This is a genomic window from Kitasatospora sp. LaBMicrA B282 (assembly GCF_050325825.1).
Lineage (GTDB): Bacteria > Actinomycetota > Actinomycetes > Streptomycetales > Streptomycetaceae > Kitasatospora.
Window position 1 is genome coordinate 19,704 of the sequence record NZ_JBNQTI010000013.1, and the last position, 26,132, is coordinate 45,835.

The 26,132-nt window shown below is 72.6% G+C and carries 23 protein-coding genes; 5 read left to right on the forward strand and 18 right to left on the reverse strand.

Annotated elements, in window-relative coordinates; translation table 11 throughout:
* Position 1: 1 nt before the first annotated feature.
* The gene (locus tag ACQRUO_RS06465; RefSeq protein WP_428314758.1) at positions 2-598 is read left to right on the forward strand and encodes a hypothetical protein; all 597 of its coding nucleotides are present in this window, start codon (positions 2-4) and stop codon (positions 596-598) included.
* A gap of 138 nt (positions 599-736) precedes the next feature.
* On the opposite strand, the gene ACQRUO_RS06470 is transcribed toward ACQRUO_RS06465, so the two are convergent.
* Positions 737-1,471 carry an aquaporin gene (locus ACQRUO_RS06470; protein ID WP_428314759.1) on the reverse strand — a complete coding sequence of 245 codons (735 nt, stop codon included), beginning with the start codon at positions 1,469-1,471 and terminating at the stop codon, positions 737-739.
* Positions 1,472-2,025: 554 nt separating this feature from the next.
* Between ACQRUO_RS06470 and ACQRUO_RS06475 the strand changes: the two genes are divergently transcribed.
* Genes ACQRUO_RS06475 through ACQRUO_RS06485 form a run of 3 tightly spaced genes read left to right on the forward strand, consistent with a single transcriptional unit; the run spans position 2,026 to position 3,586 of the window.
* A complete protein-coding gene (locus tag ACQRUO_RS06475) occupies positions 2,026-2,622 on the forward strand; it encodes an RNA polymerase sigma factor (RefSeq protein WP_428314760.1) in 597 nt (198 codons plus the stop codon).
* The gene (locus ACQRUO_RS06480; protein WP_428314761.1) at positions 2,613-3,245 is read left to right on the forward strand and encodes a hypothetical protein; all 633 of its coding nucleotides are present in this window, start codon (positions 2,613-2,615) and stop codon (positions 3,243-3,245) included. Before ACQRUO_RS06475 ends, ACQRUO_RS06480 begins: the two co-directional genes overlap by 10 nt.
* Positions 3,242-3,586 (forward strand): hypothetical protein, encoded by a 345-nt coding sequence (locus ACQRUO_RS06485; protein WP_428314762.1) that lies wholly within the window; start codon positions 3,242-3,244, stop codon positions 3,584-3,586. The genes ACQRUO_RS06480 and ACQRUO_RS06485 overlap by 4 nt, the downstream gene beginning before the upstream one ends.
* Before the next feature lie 126 nt (positions 3,587-3,712).
* On the opposite strand, the gene ACQRUO_RS06490 is transcribed toward ACQRUO_RS06485, so the two are convergent.
* The 17 genes from ACQRUO_RS06490 to wecB all read right to left on the reverse strand — a co-directional run bounded on the left by ACQRUO_RS06490 (position 3,713) and on the right by wecB (position 24,206).
* Positions 3,713-5,296: a hypothetical protein gene (locus ACQRUO_RS06490; RefSeq protein ID WP_428314763.1), complete on the reverse strand. Its 1,584-nt coding sequence runs from the start codon at positions 5,294-5,296 to the stop codon at positions 3,713-3,715.
* Between the two features lie 275 nt (positions 5,297-5,571).
* A complete protein-coding gene (locus ACQRUO_RS06495; protein WP_428314764.1) occupies positions 5,572-5,997 on the reverse strand; it encodes a nuclear transport factor 2 family protein in 426 nt (141 codons plus the stop codon).
* Positions 5,994-7,289: an FAD-dependent oxidoreductase gene (locus tag ACQRUO_RS06500; RefSeq protein ID WP_428314765.1), complete on the reverse strand. Its 1,296-nt coding sequence runs from the start codon at positions 7,287-7,289 to the stop codon at positions 5,994-5,996. The genes ACQRUO_RS06495 and ACQRUO_RS06500 overlap by 4 nt, the downstream gene beginning before the upstream one ends.
* The gene (locus ACQRUO_RS06505; RefSeq protein ID WP_428314766.1) at positions 7,286-8,152 is read right to left on the reverse strand and encodes a terpene synthase family protein; all 867 of its coding nucleotides are present in this window, start codon (positions 8,150-8,152) and stop codon (positions 7,286-7,288) included. Before ACQRUO_RS06505 ends, ACQRUO_RS06500 begins: the two co-directional genes overlap by 4 nt.
* A gap of 149 nt (positions 8,153-8,301) precedes the next feature.
* Complete coding sequence (locus ACQRUO_RS06510; RefSeq protein WP_428314767.1) at positions 8,302-9,240, reverse strand: 4-hydroxy-3-methylbut-2-enyl diphosphate reductase; 939 nt, start codon at positions 9,238-9,240, stop codon at positions 8,302-8,304.
* Complete coding sequence (locus ACQRUO_RS06515) at positions 9,240-10,283, reverse strand: polyprenyl synthetase family protein (protein ID WP_428314768.1); 1,044 nt, start codon at positions 10,281-10,283, stop codon at positions 9,240-9,242. The genes ACQRUO_RS06510 and ACQRUO_RS06515 overlap by 1 nt, the downstream gene beginning before the upstream one ends.
* A 124-nt stretch (positions 10,284-10,407) precedes the next feature.
* Positions 10,408-10,719 carry a hypothetical protein gene (locus ACQRUO_RS06520; protein ID WP_428314769.1) on the reverse strand — a complete coding sequence of 104 codons (312 nt, stop codon included), beginning with the start codon at positions 10,717-10,719 and terminating at the stop codon, positions 10,408-10,410.
* Positions 10,720-10,914: 195 nt separating this feature from the next.
* On the reverse strand, positions 10,915-11,766 hold the full coding sequence (locus tag ACQRUO_RS06525; protein ID WP_428314770.1) for a geranyl diphosphate 2-C-methyltransferase: 852 nt from the start codon (positions 11,764-11,766) through the stop codon (positions 10,915-10,917).
* Between the two features lie 11 nt (positions 11,767-11,777).
* A complete protein-coding gene (locus ACQRUO_RS06530) occupies positions 11,778-13,052 on the reverse strand; it encodes a terpene synthase family protein (RefSeq protein WP_428314771.1) in 1,275 nt (424 codons plus the stop codon).
* Entirely contained in the window at positions 13,049-14,491 is a 1,443-nt protein-coding gene (locus tag ACQRUO_RS06535) for a family 2B encapsulin nanocompartment shell protein (protein WP_428314772.1), read from the reverse strand. The genes ACQRUO_RS06530 and ACQRUO_RS06535 overlap by 4 nt, the downstream gene beginning before the upstream one ends.
* 56 nt (positions 14,492-14,547) lie before the next feature.
* Positions 14,548-15,708, reverse strand: a complete 1,161-nt coding sequence (gene ispG, locus ACQRUO_RS06540) for a flavodoxin-dependent (E)-4-hydroxy-3-methylbut-2-enyl-diphosphate synthase (protein WP_428314806.1) — start codon at positions 15,706-15,708, stop codon at positions 14,548-14,550.
* 23 nt (positions 15,709-15,731) lie between these two features.
* Positions 15,732-17,525, reverse strand: a complete 1,794-nt coding sequence (locus ACQRUO_RS06545; protein ID WP_428314773.1) for a 1-deoxy-D-xylulose-5-phosphate synthase — start codon at positions 17,523-17,525, stop codon at positions 15,732-15,734.
* A 357-nt stretch (positions 17,526-17,882) separates the two neighbouring features.
* Entirely contained in the window at positions 17,883-19,013 is a 1,131-nt protein-coding gene (locus ACQRUO_RS06550; RefSeq protein ID WP_428314774.1) for a DUF3443 family protein, read from the reverse strand.
* Positions 19,014-19,076: 63 nt separating this feature from the next.
* Positions 19,077-20,264 carry a hypothetical protein gene (locus ACQRUO_RS06555; RefSeq protein ID WP_428314775.1) on the reverse strand — a complete coding sequence of 396 codons (1,188 nt, stop codon included), beginning with the start codon at positions 20,262-20,264 and terminating at the stop codon, positions 19,077-19,079.
* A gap of 483 nt (positions 20,265-20,747) precedes the next feature.
* Positions 20,748-22,742, reverse strand: a complete 1,995-nt coding sequence (locus tag ACQRUO_RS06560) for a hypothetical protein (RefSeq protein ID WP_428314776.1) — start codon at positions 22,740-22,742, stop codon at positions 20,748-20,750.
* Between the two features lie 105 nt (positions 22,743-22,847).
* Positions 22,848-22,991 (reverse strand): LPXTG cell wall anchor domain-containing protein, encoded by a 144-nt coding sequence (locus ACQRUO_RS06565; protein WP_428314777.1) that lies wholly within the window; start codon positions 22,989-22,991, stop codon positions 22,848-22,850.
* A 60-nt stretch (positions 22,992-23,051) separates the two neighbouring features.
* The gene (wecB, locus tag ACQRUO_RS06570; RefSeq protein WP_428314778.1) at positions 23,052-24,206 is read right to left on the reverse strand and encodes a non-hydrolyzing UDP-N-acetylglucosamine 2-epimerase; all 1,155 of its coding nucleotides are present in this window, start codon (positions 24,204-24,206) and stop codon (positions 23,052-23,054) included.
* A 774-nt stretch (positions 24,207-24,980) separates the two neighbouring features.
* Between wecB and ACQRUO_RS06575 the strand changes: the two genes are divergently transcribed.
* Positions 24,981-26,075 (forward strand): UDP-N-acetylglucosamine 2-epimerase, encoded by a 1,095-nt coding sequence (locus tag ACQRUO_RS06575; RefSeq protein ID WP_428314779.1) that lies wholly within the window; start codon positions 24,981-24,983, stop codon positions 26,073-26,075.
* Positions 26,076-26,132: the final 57 nt, after the last annotated feature.

Consider the following 26,132-nt stretch of genomic DNA (forward strand, 5'->3'; position numbering starts at 1 on the left):
CGTGACCGCAGCCGGCACCGTCACCCCCACCACCACCTCGCAGGTCCAGGGGGCGGACTTCACCGTCGCCTTCTCCACCACCGCGGCCACCGCCTCCGGCTCCAACTGGATCGTCATGGTCCCCGCCGGTGCGACGCCGGCATCCGGCAACTACACCCACTGGGAGTACACCCCCAGCGCCGCCTCCGGAACCGTCACCCTCGACCGGGGCACCATGCCCGCCCCCGGCAACTGGGACATCTACCTCCTGGCCAACGGCGGCTACACACCGCTGTCCGCCCCGGCACACGTCACCGTGACCCCGGCCGGGACCGTGGCCCCCACCACCTCCACGGTGACCAAGGGCAGCCCGATCACCGTCACCTTCTCCACCACCGCGGCCACCGCCTCCAGTTCCAACTGGATCGCCATGGTCCCCGCCGGCGCCACCCCGACGTCCAACAACTACACCCAGTGGGAGTACACCCCCAGCCCCGCCTCCGGAACCGTCACCCTCGACCGAGGCAACGCAGCCGCCCCCGGCAACTACGACATCTACCTCCTGGCGAACCAGGGCTACACCCCGTTGTCCGCCCCGGCCCACATCACCGTGCAGTAACCCAACCCCAACCCGGCACACCAGGGCCGGCCCGCCACACCCGGCGGGCCGGCCCGAACGATCGGGGCCGGAATTCCTGCTTGCGGTCACCGGCGCCGGTGGGGCGGGACGGGACGATCGGGCGACCGCGCTCGTGTGTCACGCCTGTGGGCTGAGCGTTCCTGCGGCTGCCTGCGTGGACGTGGGGTGCGTCGCCGGTCGGGGGTGGGTGAGGAGGTGGAGGCCGGCTGCCAGCGCGCCGCCGATCATCAGGGCGAGGAGGAAGAGCCAGACCTGGGAGAGCGCCGCCCCGCCCGCGAAGAGCGCCGGGCCCAGGCTGCGGGCCGGGTTGACGGAGGTCCCGGTGAGCGGGATGCCGACGAGGTGCACCGCGGTCAGCGCCAGGCCGATCGGCAGGCCGGCGAAGCCGGTGGCCGCGAGCCGGTGGGTGACCGCGAGGACGACGTAGACCAGCAGCAGGGTGAGCAGGACCTCGGTGAGGAACGCGCCGGCGAGGGTGGTGTGCACGGTCGAGCGGCTGCCCCAGCCGTTGCTGCCGAGTTTCCCGTGGGTCGGCAGGCCGGGGATCTGTGCGGCCAGCAGGAACACCAGCGCAGCCCCGGCCAGGCCGCCGAGCAGTTGGGCCGCCCAGTACCCCAGGGCGGTGCGGCCGTCGATCCGGCGCGCCACCAGGAAGCCGAGGGTGACGGCGGGGTTGACGTGGCAGCCGGATATCGGGCCCATCGCATAGGCCAGGGCGAGCAGGACGCAGCCGAACGCCAGCGCGATGCCCACCGTGCCGATGGCCGGACCGGCGACGACGGCGGCTCCGACCGCGAACAGGACCAGCATCAGAGTGCCGGCGAACTCACAGAGCAGGGCACGCCTGTCCATGCACAACACCTCCTGGGATCCCCCCCGATGGATGACCTCTGTGGACGACGGACCAACGCGAGGCGGGCGTGCACGGCAGCGCACGCCTCGGCCAGCGCCCGCCCGGCCGCCAGGTCCAGGTCGCCGACGGGACGCACCCGCAGGCGACCCGCGGTGACGACGGCCTCCACGGCGCCGCCGGGCCCGTCGTGCGGTTCGGCGGGCCGGTGTCCGCACGCTCGCGGCAGCACGGTCATGGCTTCTCCCTCGTCCGTACGGCGGTCCTCGACGGCCCGCCACGGTTGGTTGGACACCGCGGAGCGACGATCCTCACGCGCCCGCCGAAAATATCTCCCGCGCGCGGCCCGGCGACCGTGCCGAGGCACTGGGACGTCCCCGGGGTCCGCACGACCCGCAGGCCGCCGTCGGGGTGAGCCGGACGGCACGAGCCCGTCACGGACCGTGTCCATCGCAGGCCGCAGGCGTTGGCCCTGACGCAGCCCGTGAGGGGCCGGACACCCGCCCGGCCCGACCGCCGCCGGGCACCGGTCCGGAGCTGGAAGGGAACCTGCGGCATGGAGACACCCGGGCCCGCGGGCCCCGAGCCGCACCGTGCGGCGCATCCGCTGGAGCAGGCGCCCGACGGCCTGCTCGCCGGCCGGGCCACTGACGGCGACGACACCGCGTTCGAAATCCTGGTCCGCCGCCACGGCGGCCGGCTCCTCGCGCTGGCGACCAGGCTGCTCGACAACACCACCGAGGCCGAGGACGCCGTCCAGGAGTCCTTCGTCGCCGCCTGGCGCCGACTTCCGGACTTCCGCGGCGACGCCGAGTTCGGGACCTGGATGTACCGGATCGTCACCAACCGGTGCCTCAACGTGCTGCGCGCACGCCGCCCCACCCAGCCCCTGGACGGCCTGCCCGAACCCGCGGCACTCGATCACCAGTCCTCCCCGGCCCTCCTGGCGGAGTCCAGGGCCTCCTCCGAGGCCCTGGCACGCGCGCTGCACACGCTGACCCCCGAGCAGCGCGCATGCTGGGTGCTGCGCGAACTCCACGGACTGGGCTACGAGGACATCGCCAGCGCGGTGGGCATCGGGGAACCCGCCGTGCGCGGCAGGATCCACCGTGCACGACGCGCTCTGACGGAGGTAATGCAGGCATGGCGATGACACCCGACCCGGACCCGCAGGCACCCGGGGCCCCGGACGCCGACACGCTGCCCTGCGGAACGGACCTGGCCGACCTGTGGGAACACGGCGAACCGCAACCCGACCACCGCACCTGCCCCCACTGCCGTAGAGCCCTGGCCGACCTGGACCAGCTGCACGACCTGATCGGCACCGCACTGACCCAGCCCGAACCCCCCGCACCACCCTCCCTGGCCGACCGCATCATGGAGACGGTCCGCACCGAACTGCGCCCGGGACCGCTGCTGCCACTGGGCCGGCCCGAGGACGACGACTGGATCACCGAGTCCGCGGCCGCCCGGGTACTGCGCCACGCCGCCGAGACCCTGCCCGGCATCCTGGCCGGCCGCTGCCACCTTCGCCCCGCGGACGGCACCGGCGAACGGCCCCTGCCCGGCACCCGCCTCCCCCGCCGCCCGCTCGCACTGCACCTGGACATCGCGATCACCACCGACTGGACCACCCAGGACGCGGCCCGGGCCGTGCGCCGGCGCGTGGCCCGCGCCGGCACGGACGAACTCGGCGTGACGATCGAACGCATCGACGTCACCGTCGCCGACGTCATCGCCCCGACCGGCGAGCCGAACGGAAGCAGCAACCAGTGACCGCACAACCCCCGAGCCACGAGGACGAACGCCGCCGGCGCCGGCAAGCCGGCCGGACCGCAGCCGACGCCGCACTCGGCACACCCGGTGTCGCCTACCTGAGCCCCGGCCCCGGCAGCCGGCTCACCGCCGCACTGCACCCCGGCAGCGTGCCGGGCGTACGCGTCACCGCCGACTCCGGCACGGAACGGCGCATGGAGATCTCCATCGCCACCCGCGCGGGCACCCGGGCCGCCACCACCGCCCGCGCCGTCCGTCACAACGTCGAACGGGCGCTCCGGCAGTGCCACCCGGCACCCGCCTCCTACCGGATCGAGATCGTGGTCACCGCGATCGTCTGATCATGACAGCCGCCGGGCCAAGGCGGCCGCGGTCGAGCGGCCGCGGGCGTGCTCGCAGACCTGACCAGGTCAAGGGGAGTTCGGAGTCGAGAAGGTCAGCCGACGGTGGCAGGGCGAGCCGTGGGGTCACGCAGTGGTGCGGCGGCGCAGGAGGGTCATGCCGGTCAGGGCGGCGAAGCCGGTGAGGCCGGCGACGGCGGGGTCGGCCACCGGCACGGTGTTGATGTCGGCGGCGGTGACGGTGAGGGGGACGGGGGTGGCCAGGGGTGCGTAGCCGTTGGCAGCCAGGTACCAGATCTGGTAGGAGCCTGGGGCGAGGGTGGCGGTGGGCAGGTCGAGGGTGCCGTTGTCCTGGGAGGCGTCGAGCCAGGCGCCGGGGAGGTAGGTGCTCGCCGAGGGGGTGACGCCAGCCGGGAAGACGCCGATCCAGTTGGTGGACTTCGCGGTGCCCGGGACGGTGGCGTACTGGACGGGGACGGTGGGGGTGCCCTGGGTGATGGTGGGGGTGGCGGTGCTCAGGGTGGTGCTCAGGTTGGCCCGGAAGCCGAGCGTGACGCGCTGGTCGGCGCCGGTGATCGTGCTGGTGTAGTCGACCTGGTCGCCGCAGTGGCCGTAGGAGGTGCCGGAGGCGGTGACGGTGACCGGCACGCCCGCGTCGACGGTCGGGGCGCCGAAGGTGACGTCGGCGTAGGGCAGTTGGTCGCAGGTCAGCTTGCCGCTGTAGAACTCGACGAAGCCGGTGGGGTTGTCGGTGATGTCCCCGGCGCTCGCCGGCAGCTGCCAGGCGCCGATCTGCACCGGCTGGGCCGGGGTGCCGTCGGGGCCCGGGGCGGCGTCGGTGTCGAGGATGGTGCCGCGCCAGATCACCGAGGCGGGGTCGGGCTGGTCGCCAGCGCGGGTGACGGTCAGCTCGTAGCGGTGGCCCAGGACCAGCGGTGTCAGCACGTCGCAGCTGACGCCGGCGCCGCCGTCGGCGCCGGTGTGGCAGTGGGCGGTGTCCACGATAGTCGCGCCGGGGCCGAAGACGGAGAAGTGCGGGTCCTGGGTGTGGTTCGGGCCCGGCTGGATGCCGATGTAGGCGGTGTTGGTGCCGCCTGCGAGGTCCCACTGCCGGGCGAAGTAGTAGCCCCAGGCGTCGGGGGCGGCGTTCACGGTGATCGGGAAGGTCATCGTGGACCAGGTGGTGCGGGCGGGGGCCGCGGTGCCGGTGACCGTGTTGTCGATCGAGGCCATGCCTCCGGGGGCGCCGCGCAGCGTCACGGTGGCGCTCGCGCTGCCGCTGCCGCCGGCGGTGGTGCCGGTGGCGTTCAGGGTCAGCGGGGTGAGGAACTGGCGTTTGACGGTGGCGACCGTGACGGTCAGCTGCGGCGCGGCCGGGGCGGAGGGCGTCGTGCAGCGGAAGGTGGTGGTGCCGCCGGTGCAGGTCCACCCGGTCGCGCCCGGGCCGGTGGGGGTCACGCTCGTGGTGGTGGTCGCGTCCGTGTCCACCGTCCCGGTGACGGTCAGGCCCTGCCCGACCGAGGCCTGGTCCGTGGTGAGGAGCAGGTCGAAGACGGCGGCCTGGCCGCTGTCCACCGCGGAGGCCCGCGGCGTGACGGTCAGCGCCGGAACGGCCGCTCGCGGCGCCGCAGTGGCCCCGGCACCGGATGCCGGGGCGCAGCAGCCCAGGCCGACCAGCGCGGCCGTGGTGAGGCGGAGCAGCGGTCCCATCGACAACCCCTTCCCGGTTCTGCGCACGAGGTCGGAGGTCATCCTGGCGTGCGGGGCGGGGAGTTCGGATCACGCCACTCTGGTGTTACTGCGTTCGACCGAAGAAGTCGGATCAGCTGACCATCGTGCGGCCGTGGTCGCGCGGGTCCGACGGCGCTGAAACGCGGCGTCCAGGGCGCCCACCGGCCGCAGCGCACGCCGGACCCGGGCAGCGGCCCGGGGTTCGGTGACGGAAGGGAGGCGCTTCGGACCCGCGCCTCCCGCACCGGAGACCGCTACTGGAACTGAGCCGCGAACGCCCCGAAGTCCCAGTAGCAGCCGCAGCGCGCGATGCGCTGCTCGTCGTTGAACTCGGCCACGGTCACGCCGTGGATGACGAACGTGGTGCCGACGTGCTCCGGGGACACCAGTCCGGGCATGTCCTTCAGGAGCGTGCCGCGCATCTCCCACCGCAGCGCCGCCCGGTTGCCGGTGCCGAACGCGTCCAGCACCGGGAAGGCGAAGCGCACGCAGGTGAGCCACGGCTCGTAGCCCTTGGCGATCTCGGCCGGGGAGTGCGCGACGACCCTCAGGGGCGGCTCCTCGTAGTAGATGTCGTCGGCGAAGTGCTGCACGACCTTCGGCATGTCTCCGTCGGTCATCGCCCGGTACTGCTGGCGCAGGGCGATGGCTCCGGGGTGCATGTCACCTGTCCCACTCATGTGGTGCTCTCCTTCCGGCGCCGCAGCGCCTTGATGACGACCGGCGGGGAAACCAGCGCGGCGGGGGACCGCCGCATGTGCTGGACGCCGGCGAATACCCGGTACAGGCCGGGGTCGGTGGGCACGCGGTCGACCAGGCGGCCGCTGTACCAGTGGGCGGCACGGGCGCCCCACGGTGCCTGGCGCGGTGTCCAGGCCAGGTCCGAGCTGGAGGACATCAGCCACGGCACGCGGATGATGCGGGCGCAGCGCCGGTGGAAGGCGCGGGCGTCCTCGCCCCGGTCGAGCGAGCGGCCGAGGGCCTGCGCCTGCAGGGCGGCCACCGTCAGCCCCTGCGCGTAGATCGGGTTGAACCGGCAGTGCGCGTCGCCCAGCACGGCCAGCCCGTCCGGCCAGGCACGGGCCTGGTGGAGCAGGCGCCAGTGGTTGCCCCGGTCGATGAACCGGTGAGCGTTGACGGTCGGCGGGGCCGTGGCGAGGAACTCGGCCAGGAAGGGATCGGGCAGCGTCTTGGCGAAGGCCAGGAAGCCCTCGTCGTCCAGCGGCGGGTGGTTGGCACCGTACCCGAAGAGCGCCAGCGTGCTGCGCCCCTTCTCCACCGCCAGCACTCCCCCGCCGCGCGGCTGGTCCGGCGCGTAGACCAGGACGGCCAGGCAGGCCTCCAGCCCGGGCGGGGCGCTCGCATAGGTGCGGGAGGTGTAGGTGACCTCGGCCGACACGGTGCGCTCGGGCACCGGCCCGCAGCCGGACCGCGCCAGCCAGGAGGTCAGGCTGCTGCTGCGGCCGGTGGCGGCGACCACGAGGTCGGCGGTGACCCGCTCGCCCCCGGCCTGCACGCCGTGGACGCGGTGCGGGTCCCGGGTGGCCAGCAGCCCGTCGACCGGGACGTCGCAGCGCAGCGTCACGTTGGGATGGGCCAGGACCCGGCGGCGGATCTGCTGCTCCAGGTAGGGGCGGGTCATGGACTGGATCCGGATGCCGGTGCGGACCCGCGGGGTCCAGCCGGAGGGCAGCAGGAACTGCGCGGCGGTGCCGAAGTCGCGCTGGGCCACCCCGTCAGCGGTCACGGCCTGCTGCAGGCCGGGAAGCAGGCTCTCCAGGGTGTTGGCACCGCGTTCGAGCAGGTAGTGCGGGTGGTGTCCCTGGGGGACGCCCTTGCGCGGCTGGTCGCTGTCCGGGATCTCGTCGCGGTCGAGCAGGACGACTTCGCGGAAGCGGGTGGCCAGGACGTGCGCGGCCAGCAGCCCGGCGTAGCCGGCGCCCACCACCAGGGCGCGTTCCCGGCCGGTCATGCCGGCCTCCGGTAGCGGTCGCTGGTCACGTGCCAGTGGCGGTTGACCGCCAGCCAGTTCAGGACGTCGGCGAGGTAGCGCCCCAGCGTCGGGCCGTACGCCGCGGTCAGTCGGGTCTTCTCCGCCTGGAAGAAGCCGATGAGTTCGTTGTGCAGGTCGATGGTCCGCTCCACCGCGGTCTCCAGCGGGAGGTCCTGCTCCGACGCGAGCAGCAGCGGGAGGCTGAAGGCCGTGCTCTTCTGCTCCAGGTCGCGCCAGAGCGAGTACACGTCGTTCATCAGGTTGCTGGAGAGCGCGGCCGCGCGCAGCGCCCGCTGCACCTCCGGCAGGTAGTACAGCTGGGGGGACAGCTCGTAGCCGGCGGCCACGTCCGGCAGGATCATGGAGCAGAAGAACGAGTTGAGCTGGCGCTCCATCAGGTACTCCCAGGACGGGGGAACCCGCTGCGCCAGCCGCCACCCGGACTCGCCCCCGAAGCCGATGAACAGGGTGGCCAGGGCGTGCTTGAGGCGTCCTGCCTGGGCGGGGGTGGCGACCTCGTGGAGGCTGGCGATGGCGCCGCGCCAGGCCTGGCACAGGGTGCTCGACCCGGTGCGCGCGTCCCACTCCTTCGCGTAGCCGGCGAGCGGCACGGTCGGTTCGATGGTGAAGGTCCCCATCATCAGCTGCGGGTACAGCTGCGCCGGGACGACACCGTGCTCGTTGTCCTCGCAGGTGTCGTCGGTGATGTACTCGGCGACGAAGCACTTGGCCAGCACGAGCAGGTGGGCGTCGCTCACCGCACGCGGATTGGCCAGGCACATCATGCGGCCGAAGCCGCTGAGGTTGATCTCACCCAGGTAATCGGCGATTCCGATCTCCAAGGCCCACTTCTCCAGCGCCGCTTCGACTCGCCGGGCGCGCTCGGGATTCTCTTCACTCGGAGGTGGAGGGGTTCTGAGGCGGGCGTACGGGTCCATTCCGCTCTCCTCTGCAGTGCGGTCATCCCACTGCTTTCGACAGTCGCCTTCGGTCAGACGTTCCTGGGCAGGGCGAAGCGCTGGCCCTCAGTGCCGGTCACCACCTCCTCGACGGTGGTGTAGCCGTGGCCGGCCAGCCATTCCAGCAGGCCGGTCACCAGGTGCTCGGGAGCGGAGGCGCCGGAGGAGACGCCGACGATGTCGAGCCCCTGCAGCCAGCCGGGGTCGGCCTGGGAGGCGTCGTCGATGAGGGCGGCCCGGGCGCCGGCCTCCTCGGCGACGTCCACCATCCGCTGGGAGTTGGAGGAGTTCGCGGAGCCGACGACCAGGACCAGCTGGGCGCCGTGGGCGACCAGTTCGCGCACGGCGTGTTGCCGGTTCTGGGTGGCGTAGCAGATGTCGTCGCTCGGCGGGTCTTCGAGGCGGCGGAACCGGCGGCGCAGGACGGCGACGGTGCGCATCACCTCGTCGACGGAGAGGGTCGTCTGGGAGAGCCAGACCAGCTTGCGGCTGCGGGAGCCGGGGATCTCGATGGTGGCCGCGTGTTCGGGGCTCTCGACGAGGTGGATGCGGCCGGGTGCGTAGCCGAGGGTGCCGGTGACCTCCTCGTGTCCGGCGTGGCCGATCAGCAGGATGCGGTAGCCGGCGGCGGCGAACCGGCGCGCTTCGCGGTGGACCTTCTCGACCAGCGGGCAGGTCGCGTCGATCACGTGCAGGCCGCGAACCGCGGCTTCGCGCTTGACGGAGGGGGCCACGCCGTGGGCGGAGAGCACCACGGTGGCCCCCTCGGGGACCTCGTCGGTGCTCTCCACGAACAGTGCCCCGCGCTGGTGCAGGTCGGAGACGACGTGGCGGTTGTGGACGATCTCGTGGCGGACGTAGACCGTCTCGTCGCTCTGGTCGAGGGCGCGTTCGACGGTGCGCACCGCGCGGTCGACGCCGGCGCACCAGCCGCGCGGGGCGGCGAGCAGAACCCTTTTTGCTTCGGTCATCAGGTGTCCCGGTAGGCGAGTTGGGCGGCCAGGTGCCGCAGGGTGGTTCGGGCGGGTGCGGTGACGGGGGCCTGGTCGAGGGCGTCCATGGCCTGTTCGTAGCGGCCGTTGATCATCGCCTCGACCCGGCCGGGGACACCGAGATCGGTGATGATCTGCTGGCACTCGACGATCTCGGCCTCGCTGGCGTCGGAGCGGCCGACGTGCGCGCGCAGGGTACGGCGCTGGACGCTGTCGGCCTGGCGCCAGGCCAGAGCGAGCAGTGCGGTGGGCTTGCCCTCGCGCAGGTCGTCGCCGACCGGCTTGCCGGTGACGGCCTGGTCGCCGAAGACGCCGAGCAGGTCGTCGCGCAGCTGGAACGCCTCGCCCAGCGGGGTGCCGAAGTGGCGCAGCGCGTTGGCGGGTGCGGAGTCGGTGGTGGCGGCGGTGGCACCGATCACCAGGGGCCAGGTGACGGAGTAGTTGCCGGACTTCGCGCGGGCGATGGCCAGCACCTGGGAGAGGTCCTCGGCGGGGCCCTGCTGGGTGAGCAGGAGTTCGCGGTACTGGCCCTGGACGACCTCGCGGCGCATGCGGTCCAGTGCGGGGCCGACGCGGAAGTTCTGGCCCGGGGAGAGCGGGGCGGTGCTGACCAGTTCCTGGTGCCAGCAGGCGAGCACGTCGCCGGCGGCGATGGCCAGCGCGGTGCCGGCGCCCGGGTGACGGCTCTCCAGGTGCCGGTGCAGGGCGGGGCGGCCACGACGGGTGTCGGCGTTGTCGAAGACGTCGTCGTGGATGAGCAGGTAGGCGTGGAAGAGTTCCAGGGAGGCGCCCAGGCGCAGCGCGGCTTCGTCGGAGCGGGGCCCCCAGGCGGCGTGCCAGCCGACCACGCACAGGACCGGGCGGAACAGCTTGCCACCGGCGACGGCGCCCATGAGGACGTCGAGGACGGGGCCGGTCTTGGTGGTGAAGAACTCCGTGATGATGTCGGCGATCTGATGCTTGAAGGAGTCCAGGTCCAGGCCCGGCACGCTGTCGGGCCTGGACGCGAAGGGTCGCGGCACGGCGGGTCATCCCTTCTGGGCGGGGTCGATACCGGGTCGGCTGCCGAAGACGCTGCGGGCGGCGTCCCGGCGTGGTTCGTGCGGGTCTGCTGACGGGGTGTTCGGGGCCGGCGGTCGTGGTGGCCTACCCGGGTTCGTGCGGCGCGCAGGTGACGACCCGGTAGGCCTCGCGGAGGAGTTCGAAGACCTGGCCGTCGCCGCCCGGCAGGTCCGGATGCCAGGTTGCGGCGGCCGTCTCGTAGAGCTCGTTCGCACTCCCCCGGCCACCGGCTTCAGCGCCGGCGAGTTCCGGCAGCAGCGCCAGGGCGGTGGCCAGGGAAAGCGGGTGGGTCGGGTCGATGGCCTGGTACAGCAGCCGGTACCGCTGTACCAAGGCGTGGTGGAGACGGGCGGCTTCGGCCTGCCGACGGCGCTCGGTGAGGACCTCGGGCCCCACGCGTTCACGCCAGGCCGCCTGCTTGCAGGCGGCTGAGCACCACCTCGGCGCCGGCCCGTTCCGCTGGGGCCGGTTCCATCTGATCCTGCACCAGCCGCAGGTCAGCCACTGGACGGGTCGGGTCCGATCAGGGGCGGGGCGTTTGGCCTGGACCATGGTCGGCCCCGGTCGGAGGGTGTTCGCCCGGGCGTCTGCTCAGACCCGGTCGGCGGCGATCAGCAGGTACTGGAAGCTGCCGTCCTTGTAGCCGTTGAGGAAGGCCTCCTCGATGCCGGTGGCCACGCCGGCCACGGAACGCAGCTCCCAGTACGGGATGGCGAGGGGGGTGAGGTCCTCGACGTAGGCGGGGACGAGCCGGTTGTTGGCCATCGCCTGGAAGTACTCGCGGCGGCCGTGGCAGTTGCACTCGTACTCGGCGTTGATGAGGGACACGGCCTTGGAGGGCTGGCCGTAGACCTCGTTGTAGCAGCCGGTGATGACGACGTACCGGCCGCCGTGGCGCAGCACGCGGGCGTGCTCGGCGAACAGGTCGTTCAGGTCGACGTACATGCTGGACTCGTTGTTCCAGGAGGCGGCGAGGGAGCCGGTGTCCAGCCCGGTGTCGAGCATGTTCCGCACGTGGTAGCGGACGCGGTGGTGGACGTCGAGGTCGGCGGCGCGCTGGTTGGCGAAGGCGACCTGCTTGGTGGAGAGGGAGACGCCGGTGACGCCGCAGCCGAACCGCTGGTGGGCCATCAGGCTGGTGCCGCCGCGGCCGCAGCCGGCGTCGAGGATGGCGTCCTGCTCGGTGAGGTCGCCGAGGTGGTCCAGCAGGAGGTCGGCCTGGGCGGTCTCCAGGCGGTGCAGTTCGTTGATGATGCGCTGCTCGCGGCCCGCGTCGTCGCCGGCCAGGACGGTGAAGTCGGCCGAGCCGATGCCGTAGTGGTGGTGGAAGAGGCCGTCGACCTCGCCCAGGCGCAGGTTGACCGGGCGCTCCTCCTCGTTCCAGTAGCGGGCGATGTCGCCCTGGTAGGCGGTGGCCGGGCCGGTGTTCTCGGTGATGCTCACTGCGGTGTCCTTCAGCTCGGGTCCCCGAAGTCGGGGAGGGTGTAGCGGCGGGTGTTGGTGGCGTGCCACCAGTGGTTTCCGTCGATCCAGTCGGCGACGGAGTCGAGGTAGGCGGCGGTGGTCGGGTCGGGCAGGCGGGTCTTGGCGGCGGCCGCTGCGGCTTCGAAGCGGTGTTGCGCGGTGTTGTGGATGCCGATGGCCTTCCGGAACGCCTCGCGCGGCTCAAGGCCCTCGTGCCGTTGCAGGACGGTGGGGAGGTTGACGTGGGGACGCTTGGCCCGCAGCTCCTTGGTGTAGGAGTACAGGTCGTTGGCCAGGGTGGTGGCCAACGAGCCCAGCGCCAGCACCTGCTGCACGGCCGGGTGGTCGTGCAGGTCGGCCGGGAGGGCGAAGCCGTCGATCACGTCCACGATGGTCAGGCAGGGGCGGAAGCTGTTGTACTGTCGGACCATCAGGTACTCGCCGACGGTCGGCACCCGCTGCTCGGTCTCCCAGGCGGCTTCGGCCAGGTAGCCCAGGTGCAGGCGGGCCAGGTCGTGGATCTCGCGGTCGCGGATCTGGTCGGGGGCGAGGCCGTCGAAGAAGTCCATCGCCGAGCGGTAGGCGCGGCAGGGCGCCTCGGAGTCGAGGTGGCGCAGCCACTCGCTCTCGTAGGGCTCGACCGAGTACGGGTGCTCCAGCGCGGAGTGGGCCATCAGCAGCCGGGCGCCGAGGCCGTGGGCGGAACCGCCGTGGTCCTCGCAGTAGCAGTCGTCCACCGCGTTCTCGGCGACCAGCAGGCGGGCCGCCGCCTCCAGGTGGTCCAGGCCGGCCGCGTGCGGCGAGGTGAGGGCGACGTAGCGGCCGAAGTCGAAGGCGACGAACTGCTCCTCCCACTCGGGTGGGTAGAGGTCGACCTCGTGGACCGCCCAGTGCCCGATGCGGCGGTCGAGCTCGGCGACCAGGGCGGGGTCCGGCTCCTTGACGGGGTGCCAGTAGAGGCCCGGGATCGGGTGCACGGGCTGTTCGCCGACCATGCCCGAGTGGCCGTGGTGGGGGCGGGTGAAGCCGGTGCCGGGTCCGCTGGGGCCGGTCCGGATCCGGTACCCCGGGTCGCCTCCGCCGGGCGCGGCGGGCGTGCGTGGTGCGGAGTCCCGGACGTGTTGGTGCGGGGCTTCGAGCGGCTGGTCGCGGCGGGTGTCCCTGGTCCGGGTGGCGGGGGCGGGCACCCGGCCGGCCCTGCGGAACAGCGCGGCCAGGTGGCCGGGGTCGGTGGGGTCGGGCTCCCCCGGGCGCGGGGGGCTCATGTCGAGTGGCCGATCTGCACGTTCTCCAACAGGCCGATCGCGTCCGGCACCAGGATCGCCGCCGAGTAGTAGGCGGTCATCAGGTAGGAGACGATCGCCTTGTGGTCGATGCTCATGAACTTCAGGTTCAGCGAGGGCTCAAGCTCGTCCGGGATGCCGGTCTGGTGCAGGCCGACCACGCCCTGGTCGCTCTCCCCGGTGCGGATCGCCATGATCGTGGTGGTGTGCTCGGCGGAGACGGGGATCTTGCCGCACGGGAAGAGCGGCACCCCGCGCCAGGCCGGGACCTGGCTCCCGTCGATGTCGGTCATCGCGGGCATCAGTCCGCGCTGGTTGCACTGGGCGAAGAACGCGGCGATCGCCTTGGGGTGGGCGAGGAAGAACTTCGTCTTCCGGCGCATCGTCAGCAGGTTGTCCATGTCGTCGGGGGTCGGGGCGCCGGCCGCGGTGTTGATCCGCTGCTCGTACGCGCAGTTGTGGAGCAGCCCGAAGTCCCGGTTGTTCAGCATCTCCCACTCCTGCCGCTCGCGGATCGCCTCGACGGTGAGGCGGATCTGCTGCTCGGTCTGGTTGAAGGGGTCGTTGAACAGGTCCTGCACCCGGGAGTGGACCTGGAGCACGGTCTGGGTGACGGACAACTCGTACTCGCGCGGCGAGGCGTCGTAGTCCACGAAGGTGCCGGGGATGTCCGGCTCACCGCTGTGCCCGGCGGCGACCTCGATGGCCGCCTCGCCGCCGCGGTCGGCCTTCTGGCTCAGGGAGGCCATGTAGCGCTCCAGGTGCCGGGCCAGGTGCGGGTGGGTGGCGAGCAGGCCGTTGACCGCGGCCCAGGAGGCGACCATCACGACCGCGTCCGTCTCGGCCTTCACCGTCTTGGACCACAGCGGTGCGGCCTGGCCCACGGCCTCGTCACCGAGCTGGTCCCCGTCGGCGAGGACCCCGAGGGATCCGGTGTCGCCGTACCGGCCGACCGCGTACTGCCCCAGCCGGCCGTGGGCGATGATGTAGGCCTCCTCGACCGGCTGGCCCTGCGTCACGATCACGGTCCCCCGCTGGACGTGCCGGGCGGTGAAGAGGGCGGCCAGATCCGCGAGGACCGCGGTGTCCTCGAAGTCGGCCATAGTGGGGAAGGCCCGCATGGTCTCGGGGATGATCCTGACGTCGTCGGCGCTGTTCTGGACGAACTGGACACGGCCGCGGCCGGGGGTGAGAGTGCGGCGGCGGTTGACCCGGTAGGTGCCGCCCTTCACGTCCACCCAGTCCAGGCGGCGCAGCAGCCACCGGGAGGTGATGCCCTGCATCTGCGGCGGGGTCTTGGTGGTGGTGGCCAGCTGGCGGGCGGCCTCGGTCGAGAGGGAGTGCCGCGCTCCGCCCGGCTGGGGGGCGGGGGCGTGCTCGGGGTCGGGTTCGACGGGCGCGGCGGGGGTCTCGGTGCTCACAGCTGCTCCTGGGGTCGGTCGTTGGCTCTCGGGACGGTTCTTGACGCGGCGTCGGCTCACCGCTCGCGGCCTTCGGCGGTGTCGGGCCGGTCGGCGGCTTCGGGGCTGTCGGTGAGTTCGGTGCTGTCGGGGCTGTCCGTGGTCTCGGTCAGGCGCAGGGCCTCTTCGAGGAGGGCGTCGATGATCTTGGCTTCGGGCACCGTGCGCACCACCTCGCCGCGCACGAAGATCTGGCCCTTGCCGTTGCCGCAGGACACCCCGATGTCGGCTTCGCGGGACTCGCCGGGGCCGTTGACCACGCAGCCCATCACCGCCACCCGCAGCGGGTGGGGGAAGCCGTCGAAGGCGGCCTGCGCACGGGCGGCCAGCTGGTGGATGTCCACCTGCAACCTGCCGCAGCCGGGGCAGGAGACGATCTCCAGCTTCCTGGGGCGCAGCCCGAGGGAGGCGAGGATCTGCTGTCCGGCACGCACCTGCTCCACCGGCGGGCCCGAGAGCGAGACGCGGATGGTGTCGCCGATGCCCTCGGTGAGGAGCACCGCGAACGCGGCGGCGGACTTGATGGCGCCCTGCATGTCGGGGCCGGCTTCGGTGACGCCGAGGTGGATCGGGTAGTCGCAGCGCTCGGCCAGCAGCCGGTTCGCGGCGATCACGGTCTGCGGGTCGTGGTGCTTGACGGCGATCTTCAGGTCGGTGAAGCCGTGCTCGGCGAACAGCTCCGCCTCGTGGAGCGCGGAGGAGACCAGGGCTTCGGCCCGGTCGGCCTCGTAGAGGTCGGCCATCCGCGGGTCCAGGCTCCCGGCGTTGACCCCGACCCGGATCGGCACGCCGGCCTGGCCGGCGGCCCGGGCGATGGCCGCGACCTGGTCGTCGAACTTCTTGATATTGCCGGGGTTGACCCGCACCGCCGCGCACCCGGCCTCGATGGCCGCGAACACGTAGCGCGGCTGGAAGTGGATGTCGGCGACGACCGGCAGCGGGGAGCGGGCGCAGATCGCCGGCAGCGCCTCCGCGTCGTCCTGGGAGGGCACCGCGACCCGGATGATGTCGCAGCCGGCCGCCGTGACCTCGGCGATCTGCTGCAGGGTGGCGTCCACGTCCGCGGTGAGGGTGGTGGTCATGGTCTGCACCGGGATCGGCGCGCCCCCGCCGACCGGCACCCGGCCGACCTGGATGCGGCGCGTCGAGCGCCGCGGCCAGGGGGCCTTGGCCGGCATCTGGGGATCCGGCAGCCGGACGGTCACGGCGATCCCTCCTTCACGGCCACCTGAAGGCTTTCGGTGGCGGCTTCGGCGATGCCTTCCGCCGACAGGCCGTGGGCGGCCAGCAGGTCGGCACGGGGACCGTGGGGAACGAACCGGGTGGGCAGCCCGAGCACCGTCACCGGCACCCGCACGCCCGCATCGGCCAGGGCCTGGGCGACTCCCTGGCCGATCCCGCCCTCACGGACCCCGTCCTCGACCGTCACCACCAGGCGGTGACGAGCCGCCAGACCCGGAAGGAAACGGTTCACCGGCCACACCCATCCAGGGTCGGCGACCGTCACCCCCAGGCCTGCTGCTTCCAGCCGCTCCGCCGCACTCAGGGCATCGACGGCCAGAGGCCCGACCGGAAGCAGCAGCACATCGAGCGCCCCCGAACGGGTGCGGCGCAGCACGTCCACGCCGTCCATCCGCGACATCGGCACCAGGCTGGCGCCGACCTCGGCCTTCGGGTAGCGCACCACCGTGGGCCCGTCCTGCTGGACGGCCTCGGTGAGCAGGGCGCGCAGCGTCACCTCGTCGCGGGGTGCGGCGATGCGCATCCCGGGGACGAGACGCAGCGCCGCCAGGTCCCACATGCCGTGGTGGGAGGCGCCGTCGGGGCCGGTGATGCCGGCCCGGTCCAGCACGAACGTCACCGCGGCCCGGTGGAGGGCGACGTCCATCAGCACCTGGTCGAACGCGCGGTTCAGGAAGGTGGCGTAGATCGCCACCACCGGGTGCAGGCCCCCCAGGGCCAGGCCGGCCGCGTGCGCCACGGCGTGCTGCTCGCAGATCCCCACGTCGAAGACCCGCTGCGGCCACCGCTCGGCCATCGGGCCCAGCCCGGTTGGCTGCAGCATGGAGGCGGTGACGGCGACCAGGCGCTCGTCGACGTCGGCCAGGTCCGCCAGGACGTGGCCGAACACCGAGGTCCACGACCGGCCACCGGCCTTGGCGGGACGGCCGGTGACCGGGTCCACGACGCCGACCGCGTGCAGGCGGTCGGCGTCGTCCTGCTCGGCCGGGGTGTAACCACGGCCCTTCTCGGTGACCACGTGCACGACCACGGGCGCCCGGTGGGTGCGCGCGCGGCGCAGCTCCCGCTCCACCTGGTCGATGCTGTGCCCGTTGACCGGGCCGTGGTACTTGAAGCCGAGGTCGGTGAACACGTTGTGCACCCGGGAGACCCGGTGGCTGCGGATCTGGGCCAGGTGCTCGCCCAGCGAGCCGCCGGTGGGGGCGTAGGAGCGGCCGTTGTCGTTCAGCACCACGACCACGGGCAGGCCGCCGGCGCCGAGGTTCTGCAGCGCCTCCCACGCCATGCCGCCGGTCAGGGCGCCGTCACCGACGACGGCGACCACGAAGTCCGCGTTCCCCGCCAGCCGGCGGGCCTTGGCGAGGCCGTCGGCGTAGGCCAGGGCGGTTGAGGCGTGGGAGTTCTCCACGATGTCGTGTTCCGACTCGGCGCGCGAGCCGTAGCCGGACAGGCCGCCGGCCTGGCGCAGGCCGGTGAAGGCGCCGGCGCGGCCGGTCAGGATCTTGTGGACGTAGATCTGGTGCCCGGTGTCGAAGATCAACGCGTCCCGGGGGGACTCGAAGACCCGGTGCAGGGCGATCGTCAGCTCGACGACGCCGAGGTTGGGACCGAGGTGACCGCCGGTGGCACACACGGCGTCGATCAGGAAGCGCCGCACCTGGGCGGCAAGAGCTTCGAGAGCAGAGGATTCGAGATGGCGGAGGCCACGGAGCGACGGAGGAAATCCGTGGCTCTCCGGCTGGATGAGGGTCATGGCGTACCCGCTCGTCAGCAGCCAGTAGAGGCGCCAAGAGATGTACCCCCCGCGTCGGTCTGCCGTCCAGCAACCACATTCGTCAGCCGACGAACGGTCACCGCCGACTTCTGGGGCCGTGCCGTCCTCGACGGGCCGGTGTGACGTTCGTGGAACCCGACGCCGACCTCCAGGGGCCGCAGGGACCGGTGGTACGTCACGGCGCCCTTCGCCTTGCCGGTGCGACGAGTTGTCAGCAGGCGCGCAACGACCGTGGCGCGCACCTGGCGCGCCGGTGGCGCGACCCTGGCGAAACGTCGGATCCGATCACGTCCGAGGTCGGCGGAGACCGGGCAGCGGTCACCCCTGCGATCGGACCTACCGGGCCGGTGCGCGGCGCGAGCGGCGGCGCAGGGCGAAGCGGCCGGCCAGGAGGGTGGCCGTAGTGGCGGCGGCGAACGGGGCGTTGGCCACCGGGGCGGCGGTGACGTCGGCGTTGGGGAAGCCGATGGTTCCGTTGGCGAGGTCGAAGCGGATGTCGGTGCCGGCGAACGCAGGCAGGCCTGCCAGCGAGGGGTTGCCCGTGGAAGGTGCGGCGTTGGCGAGTTCGGCCCTGCCTCCGCTGGTCACGGTGTAGGTGCGCGACCAGCCTGCTGCCGGCACGCTCAGGGTGAGCGGCTGGCCCGCCGGCACGGTGGTCTGGGTGGCGCCGGGCACCTGGAAGTCGAAGGTGGGGGTGCCGGTGTCGAAGAGGGTGTCCCCGCAGGATCCGCCGGCGGGGACGCCTTGGGTGGCGATGCACGCCTGGATCGCCCGCGGGTTCCAGGTCGGCGGGGTCGCGGTCGAGTTCTGGCTCGGCAGTTGCACGGTCGTGTAGCCGTCGGCGGGCACGTTCAGCAGGACGCTGCCGGTGGGCTGGGTGGGGTCGTAGTGCACGGCGAACTGGCGGCCCACGAGGTTGCTGCCGGCGTCCTGGAGGTTCCACAGGGGGTTGACCATGTCGGTGGCACCGGACATGGCCACGCCCATGATCCCGTCGAACTGCCCGCCGAACTCCTGGGGTTTGGCGCCGTTGGCCGCCTCGCAGTTCGGTTTGGCGGCGGAGCAGCTCGTGCCGGTGACCAGTTCGACGGGGATGGCGCCGGTGGAGTAGTCGCCGATCTGGACGGTCGCGGTGTTGATCGTGCCGGTGAGCTGCACGCCGCTGCCGAACCCGTAGGGGGGTGCGGTGATGCCGGGCGAACTCGCGGCGCCGGCGGGCACCTTGTCCGCCACCACGCGCAGTCCGGTGGAGCCGGTGTCCAGCAGCACGTTCAGTGTGCTGCCGCCGATGGTGATCGGGACGATCGCCCGGGGGTAGTTGGCGGCGTCCCACACCTGGAACGGGAAGGAGCCCGTCGAGCTGGTCGAGGCCATGGCCTGCGCGGGCGCGGCACCGACGGCCGCGGCGCCTGCACAGAGGAGCAGGGTGAGCAGGGAACGCTTCATGTGCACGGCGCGGATGTCCATTTCTCCGGTGCGGCAACCTGCGGCCCGGCTCTCCTCGGGTTCGGAGAGCCGGGCCTCGCGGTGTCAGACGGTGGGGGTGCGGCGGGTGCGGCGGCGCAGCAGGTACACGCCGAGCACGCCGGTGGCCATGGTGGCGCCGGCAACGGCCGGGTTGGCGACGGGGACGGTGTTGATGCTGCTGGTGACGACGTTCAGGACGAGGTCCGGGGCCATGGCGGTGTAGCCGTTGTTGCTCATGTACCAGATGCGGTAGACGCCGGGAGTGAGGGTGCTGGTGCCCAGGTTGACGGTGCCGCTGGGGCCCGAAGCGGTCTGCCAGCCCGGCTGGTAGTTGCCGGCCGACGGGGTGACGCCGTCCGGGAAGACCCCGATCCAGTTGTTGCTGGCGTTGGAGGGCGGGTTGGTGGTGTAGGTGACGGGGATGGAGGCGGTGCCCTGGAGGATGGTCTGCTGGGGGGTGCTGATCGTGCCGGCCTGCGCCACGATCAGCTGCACCGGTCCGGCCAGCTGGTTGTAGACGCCGTTGGTGGTCTTCCTCGACATCAGGTAGACGTTGTAGGTTCCCGGCTGCAACGAGCTGATGTTCACGTTGGAGGTGCCGTTGGCCAGCGGGGCCTCGGCCCAGGTCGAGTAGGCGCTGCCCGGGTCCTTGCCGGGCTGGGTGATCGAGACCCAGTTGTTGGTGGCCGGGTTGGCGGTGTACTGGACCGCGAGCGAGGCCGTTCCCTGCCCGACGCTCATCACGGGCAGGCTCACGGTGCCGGTCTGGGCCGTCACGTCCAGGGGGGCGGGGCCGGCCACGGTGTCGTAGGCGCCGTTGGTCGTCGACCGGGCGAGCAGCCAGACGTCGTAGGAGCCGATCGCCAGCCCGCTGGTGTCCAGGTTCACCGATCCGCTGGTCGAGGGCGCGTTCTGCCAGGCGTTGCCGCCGATGTAGTTGCTCGGCGTCGGCGCCTGGCCCCGCGGGACGATGCCGATCCAGTAGTTGCCGGACGGGTTGGCGGTGTAGTTGACCACCAGCGGGCTGGTGCCCTGGGTGATGCTCGGCGTGGTGACCGTCACCGTTCCGGCGCCGATCTGCGCACGCTTCTCGGCCGGGTGCTCGTCGCCGGCTGCCGCGGGCTGGGCTGCGAGGTGGGTGAGGGGGGTGGCGCCGGCCGCCGCCAGGGCGGGAGCGGCCGTCAGGGCCCCGGCGACCAGCAGTGCGCCGGTCGCGGCCAGGAACGTCCGGCTTCTGCGGTGTGCTGTCATCGTTGATCCAATCCGGGAGAACGGGTGGCTGTGCACCGCCCCCGGCCTGCAGCCGCGCCTGTGGGTCGACAGGCGGGCCACCGTCGTCCGGAGTCCGGAACGGCTCGGGCAGGGGGAGGTACGGCTCGTGCTGACTCGCGGACGGGAAACGAGGCCGGGCGGCAGAGCGACAACGGCGTGCCGGAACGGGCGGCCTCGGGGCGAGTCCTCACAGCAGCACAGCACAGCCGGATGCCCGAGACGCGACAGATGTGCACGCGCAACTCGGACAATCCCTCGAACAGCCCAGGAGCACCGCCGCCGGGCCGGGCACACGGGCGTCCGGTTGGCGCTCGCCGCAGGGTGATGCCCTGGACGAGCAGCAGGAAGGCCCGGCGGAGGAGAAGGGCGGGGAGACGGGTGGCTTCCGTGCCTCGACGAGGTGGCCGGGACTCACTGCGGAGGTTCGGCAACCTGTATTCCTCCACGGCGACTTGTGCCGATTCAGGCCCGGACCTGGTAGAGCGTGCGCCCGCCCAGCACCTCGGCGATCGGGGTGAAGTGCCGGTGGTCGGCTCGGACGGAGGCGAGCAGCGGGAGTTGGGCACCGGGGCCGCCCAGGATCACGTACTGCGCGTTGCCGCCCTCCAGTTGGGCGCGCAGGCTCCGGGCGTCCTGGGGCCGGTCGAGCACGATCAGGTGGCGCTGGAGTCGGTCGCCGATCAGGTCGTGGGCGTAGTCCATCGCACCGCCGCTCCAGGCCCAGGCCACGGTCGAGCCGTGCGGAAGCCGGTCGAGGGCGGTGAACTCGTTGTTCGGCAGGACGTCGGGGCCGCGTCCCTGCCCGGAGCGGATCAGCTGGACGGCCTGGGCGAAGTCGACCGTCTGGATCCGGCCGCCCTGCTGGACCTGGTAATAGGTCGGGTTGGTGGTCCACCACATCATCACGGCCACTGCGGCGGTGACGACGGAGGTGGCGAGCAGCATGGGCGTGGGCAGGCGCCGGGCCAGCCGGGTGAGGGCCGCCGCGGCGAAGGCGGCCGCCAGGCCGGGCAGCACGATGTGCTCGCGCAGGCGCCATGAGGCCGGGCTCTCGGTGATCCACAGCAGGCAGAAGCCGGCCAGGACGGTCGCCTGGACCCACCGGGCCCGCTCCCGGTGCCGTCGAGCGCCGAGGGAGAGGAAGCCGGTGATGGCCGCGGGCACCAGCAGGGTCAGGAAGAGCAGGCCGAACCCGCCGGTGGAGGGTGAGTAGCCGTAGTCCCGGTAGGTCTGGCGGGACAGGTCGGCCCACCAGGACCACAGGGCCCGCCCGAGGGGTCCACCCGGCACGTCGCGCAGGATGGCCGGCATCATCCGGTCGTTGCCCAGCACCGCCTCCATGGTGCCGCGCCCCGGCAGGCCGAACATGCTGACGGGGTAGAACGGGCTGCCGTAGACCAGGGCGGTGTGGACGTACCAGTAGGCGCCCAGGCCGAGGACCGGGACCAGGTAGCAGACGGCGATCAGTCGTCGGGACCGCCTCTCGGCCGCGGCCAGTTGCGTGCTGGTCAGTCGGCCGCGCTGGTCGCGCACGATCTGGAAGTAGCCGATCACGAGAAGCAGTGCGGCGAAGAGAACGGTGATCACGTTGGAGCTCTTGACGCCGACCGCCAGGCCGCAGGCCAGGCCGCAGGCCGCCACGTGCGCGGGGATCTGCCGGAACGCCGTCTCCTCGCGCCCGGCCACCTGCGGCATCGAGAGCGCGAACTGGAAGGCGGCCAGCGCGGTGGCCGCGCAGGCCACGTCCACCATCCCGGTGGCGGCCTGCAGGTAGGTGACCGGGGTGGCGAGCCAGAGCAGTGCGGCGACGGTGGCCCAGTGCCGGCCGGCACCCAAGTGTCGGGCGACCGCGGCGACCGCGATCGCTCCCATGGCGAAGAAGGGCAGGTGGGACAGCCAGGTGTAGCGCATGGTGCCCAGGAACAGGCCGCTCCAGCAGGACAGCAGCCCTTGGTCGTCGGGGTAGGTGTCGGCGAAGACGTTCTGCGGGCTGCCGATGATCCGTCCGGCCTGCACCCACGCGTCGGGGCCGAGCCAGTGGTAGGCCAGCGAGTCGTAGTCCACCTTCGCCATGAAGTCCGCACAGGCCGCGCGCCACGCGTACTGGGCGGCGACGAGCAAGCCGAGGAGTACCACCGCCGGGTGCCGCCAGGCGCGCAGCACCGGGTGGAGCGCGCGTCCCACGGCCCGTCGGGAGCGTCGGCAGGCGTCGCGTCCCCGGGTGCCGGCCCAGACTGCCTCGCCGGCGGCCACCAGCAGTGAGCCGGCCGCCACCGGCACGGGCCGCAACGAAGCCAGGGCCCCGCCCACGATCAGGGTGACCGCCGCCGCCTGGGCGGCGCAGAGCACCGCCCAGGCGGTCAGTGCGTCCAGGCCGCGGCGCAGGTCCAGGCAACCGGCGGCGAGGGCCGCCCCGAGCACGGTGGCGAGCACGGCGGACACGCCCAAGAACCACACGGTGGGTACTCCTCGATCAGGTGGGTGGGGCCGGCGGTGACCCGTCGTGCGGAACCGCGGTGCCAGGTGGTCCGGTGGACCGGGCGAGGGCCGCCCGGGGCGGGGTCAGTCACCCTGGTTGCGGGAGGCGCGGCGCAGGCGGATGACACGCAGGACCATCAGGCCGGCGAGGATCGTGGCGGCTGCGATGGTGCCGATCAGGAAGCCGTTGAAGCCGGTGTCCGGGAGCGGGGGGATGGGTGGGTACATGGGAAGGACCTCGGTGGGGTCGGGGATGCCGCTGCGGGCACCCGGTGCGGGACTGCGGTGTCAGGCGCGGTCGGTGAGCATCGCGCGGGTGGCGGCGGCGATCAGCGCGCCGGCCTGGTCGGTGCCGAACGGCGAGGGCCTGCCGGCCAGTTGGGTGCGCACCGTCTCGACGTCGGCAAGCAGGGCGCGGGCGGTGTGGCCGATCTCCGGCCCCGGTTCGACCAGGGTGGCGAAGTGGGCCAGGGCTTCGGGGCGCTCGGTGGAGCGGCGCACCACGACCAGCGGGCGCGCCAGGACGGTGACTTCTTCCTGGACGCCGCCGGAGTCGGAGACGATGAGGGCGGATTCGGCGGCCAGGGCGAGGAAGTCGCCGTAGCCGACGGGGTCGGTGACCAGCAGGCGGGCCAGCAGCTCGGCGTGGCCGGCGCGCTGGGCCGCGGCGCGACAGCGCGGGTGCATGGGGAACAGGACGGGCCGGCCGGCGTCGGCGATGCGGGCCAGCTCGCCGAGGACGGTACCCAACACCGTGTCGTCGTCGGTGTTCTCCGGCCGGTGGATGGTGGCGAGCACGAACCGCCCGCTCTCCACGCCGTGGTCCGCGAGCAGCTTGGTTCGCTTCTCCGGTCCGGGCAGGTGGCGGTGGACGGCCTCGACCACGGTGTTGCCGGTCTGCACGATCCGCTCGGCATCGATGTTCTCGGCCAGCAGGTTGGCCACGTTGCCGACGGTGGCGGCGCAGAGCAGGTCGGCGAGGTGGTCGACCATCACCCGGTTGTGTTCCTCGGGCATCGCGCGGTCGAAGCTGCGCAGGCCGGCCTCGACGTGCACCAGCGGGATGCCGTGCGCGTTGGCCGCGAGGGCGCCGGCCAGGGTCGCGTTGGTGTCGCCCTGGACCACCACAGCGGCGGGCCGCCGGCGGGCGAACAGTGCGTCCAGCGCATCCGTGGCCCGGCCGATCTGCGCACCGCGGGAGCGACCGCCGACATCCAGCAGGGCATCGGGGCGGCGCATGCCGCATTCGGCGAAGAAGACGTCCGAGAGTGCCGGGTCGTAGTGCTGCCCGGTGTAGGCCACCCGGGCATTCTCCGGGAATTGGCGAGCCACTGGCGCAAGTTTGACGATTTCCGGTCGGGTACCCAGGACGAAGGCGATGGAGCCTTCGAAGGAGCTGTTCCCGCGGTCGCGCCCCGGACTCGCGCATGCCGTTTCCGACACGCCTTCACCTGCTTTCACAGATCTGCACAGGGAAATCCTTGGACGGGGGCCGGCTCGGGCGGATCTGGTCGGGCGCCGAGCTGCCGTCGGGCCCAGCAGAACACGGAGAGTGACACGCGAAAAGTCGCGCCGTGCCGCAACGCGCAACTACCGCTCGGAGAGCGGATTCGTAGGTTTAATGGACCGATTGTGGCCCGGACGGGGTGGCGTGGCGGGGTGGCGTGCGGCGTCCGACACGCACGCGAATGGCCACTCGGCGAGCAATCACAAGCTACGATCGCACCCGAACTTCTGCGAGCCCACGAGGGCCTGCGAAGCGGCTGCACTGCCGCACGGCGCCCGGTCCGAGCAGACCGGCCCCCGATACGCCGGGCGCCCCGCCACCGCCGGGAGAGGTGGCGCACGGAGGCCGCTCTCCGTCGACCGCCGCCCCTTCCCGCGGCCCGGTCCCAGCCGGGAGAACGGTCACGTAGACCGTTCGAGGGTATTTCCGGCAACGTCCTGCGCGAATTCCGCAGATCGATTCTCCGGACGTGTTCTGCTGCGCTCCACGGCGGCTTCGAATTGCACCTCCGACGGTCTTCGAAGTACCACCGGCTGCCGGTGATTCCATTTCGGTTCCAGGTGCCCTCGCCGTCCCAGCAATCTCACAACCTTCCCTTTCAGCCTGCAGAGGTGGCACGCGTGCTTACCGAGGCATGCCTCGTTCCGACTCGGAGAAATCCCCGACCCGCAACCGTCGCCGGCTCGCCGGCCGCCCCGTTGACCGACGGCGTGGCCTTTCTGGCCGCCGGCCGCTCGGAGGCGGTGCGGCTCGCACCGGTGGCCAGGAGGTTCCCGCTCGTCGCCCGGGTCCTGTGTCCGGGCCGGCTGGAGCAAGCGCTGGTGCCGGGCGAGGTGTTCGTGGCCTGCGGACTGCGCGGCCCCGACGCGCTCTTCAAGACCGACGGGCGCACCAGTGCCGCCAGGATCGCCCAGGCCGCCAGGTCACTGGACGCCTTGTTCGCCCGGCAGCGCCCGGCCGTGCTGGTCGTCCACGGGAGCAGCGACGCCGCGTTGGGCGCCGCGCTGGCCGCCCAGAGCAGGAGCATCGCGCTGGTGCGGGTGGACGCGGGGGTGCGCACCTTCGAACACCCGGCGCGGGAGGAGCGCAACCGGGTGCTGACCGACCGGATGGCCGACCTGCTGTGCGCGTCCACCGCCTCGAACGCTGCCAACCTGACCGCCGAGGGCATCGCACCGCGGCGGATCGCGCTGACCGGCAGCACGGTGCTGGAAGCCGTCGGACAGCACCTGCCCCCGGCGCGGCAGCGGGCCCACCTGCTGACCCGCCACGGCGTGAGCCCCGACCGCTTCGTCCTGGGCGCGATCGAGGGCACCGCCGCGTCCGAGGACGCTGCCGCCCTGCGGGCCGTGCTCGCCGAGCTGGACCGGCTGGCCGAGGGGGGCTGGCCGGTGCTGCTGCCCGCGGGGCGCCGCTTGCGGGCCACGGCTGAGCGGGCCGGCTGCGCCCGGCTGCTGTCCCGGCTGCGGATCGTCGAGCGGCCCGACTACGGCACCTTCCTGGCCCTGGCCCGCGAAGCCGCACTGGTGATCGCGGACACCGGCGAGACCGAGGAGGACATCACCGTCCTGGGACGCCCGCTGGTGGCGCTCGGCCGCCGCACCGGGCGCCCGGAGAGTCTGGTCGACTTCACCGTGCTGGTCGCCCCGGGCCCCGACCTCGGCCACCACGCGCGTCGGCTGCTGGCCGAGGCGAAGGCCATCCGCGCCCGCCTGCAGCAACAGCCCTCACCCTTCGGCGGCCTCGACGCCGGACGGCACATCGCCGATGCCACGCGGCGCCTGCTGGCCGACCGGGCCGCCTGAGCGACCGTCACCGAGGCCGCACGTGGCCGCCCCACCTGACGCCCCCGTTCCGCCCGA

Coding starts and splice junctions, on each gene's coding strand:
- ACQRUO_RS06470 (WP_428314759.1), bottom strand. CDS start 1,471: ATGGACAGGCGTGCCCTGCTCTGTGAGTTCGCCGGCACTCTGATGCTG.
- ACQRUO_RS06475 (WP_428314760.1), top strand. CDS start 2,026: ATGGAGACACCCGGGCCCGCGGGCCCCGAGCCGCACCGTGCGGCGCAT.
- ACQRUO_RS06480 (WP_428314761.1), top strand. CDS start 2,613: ATGGCGATGACACCCGACCCGGACCCGCAGGCACCCGGGGCCCCGGAC.
- ACQRUO_RS06490 (WP_428314763.1), bottom strand. CDS start 5,296: ATGGGACCGCTGCTCCGCCTCACCACGGCCGCGCTGGTCGGCCTGGGC.
- ACQRUO_RS06495 (WP_428314764.1), bottom strand. CDS start 5,997: ATGAGTGGGACAGGTGACATGCACCCCGGAGCCATCGCCCTGCGCCAG.
- ACQRUO_RS06500 (WP_428314765.1), bottom strand. CDS start 7,289: ATGACCGGCCGGGAACGCGCCCTGGTGGTGGGCGCCGGCTACGCCGGG.
- ACQRUO_RS06510 (WP_428314767.1), bottom strand. CDS start 9,240: ATGACCGAAGCAAAAAGGGTTCTGCTCGCCGCCCCGCGCGGCTGGTGC.
- ACQRUO_RS06530 (WP_428314771.1), bottom strand. CDS start 13,052: ATGAGCCCCCCGCGCCCGGGGGAGCCCGACCCCACCGACCCCGGCCAC.
- ispG (WP_428314806.1), bottom strand. CDS start 15,708: ATGCCGGCCAAGGCCCCCTGGCCGCGGCGCTCGACGCGCCGCATCCAG.
- ACQRUO_RS06545 (WP_428314773.1), bottom strand. CDS start 17,525: ATGACCCTCATCCAGCCGGAGAGCCACGGATTTCCTCCGTCGCTCCGT.
- ACQRUO_RS06550 (WP_428314774.1), bottom strand. CDS start 19,013: ATGGACATCCGCGCCGTGCACATGAAGCGTTCCCTGCTCACCCTGCTC.
- ACQRUO_RS06555 (WP_428314775.1), bottom strand. CDS start 20,264: ATGACAGCACACCGCAGAAGCCGGACGTTCCTGGCCGCGACCGGCGCA.
- ACQRUO_RS06565 (WP_428314777.1), bottom strand. CDS start 22,991: ATGTACCCACCCATCCCCCCGCTCCCGGACACCGGCTTCAACGGCTTC.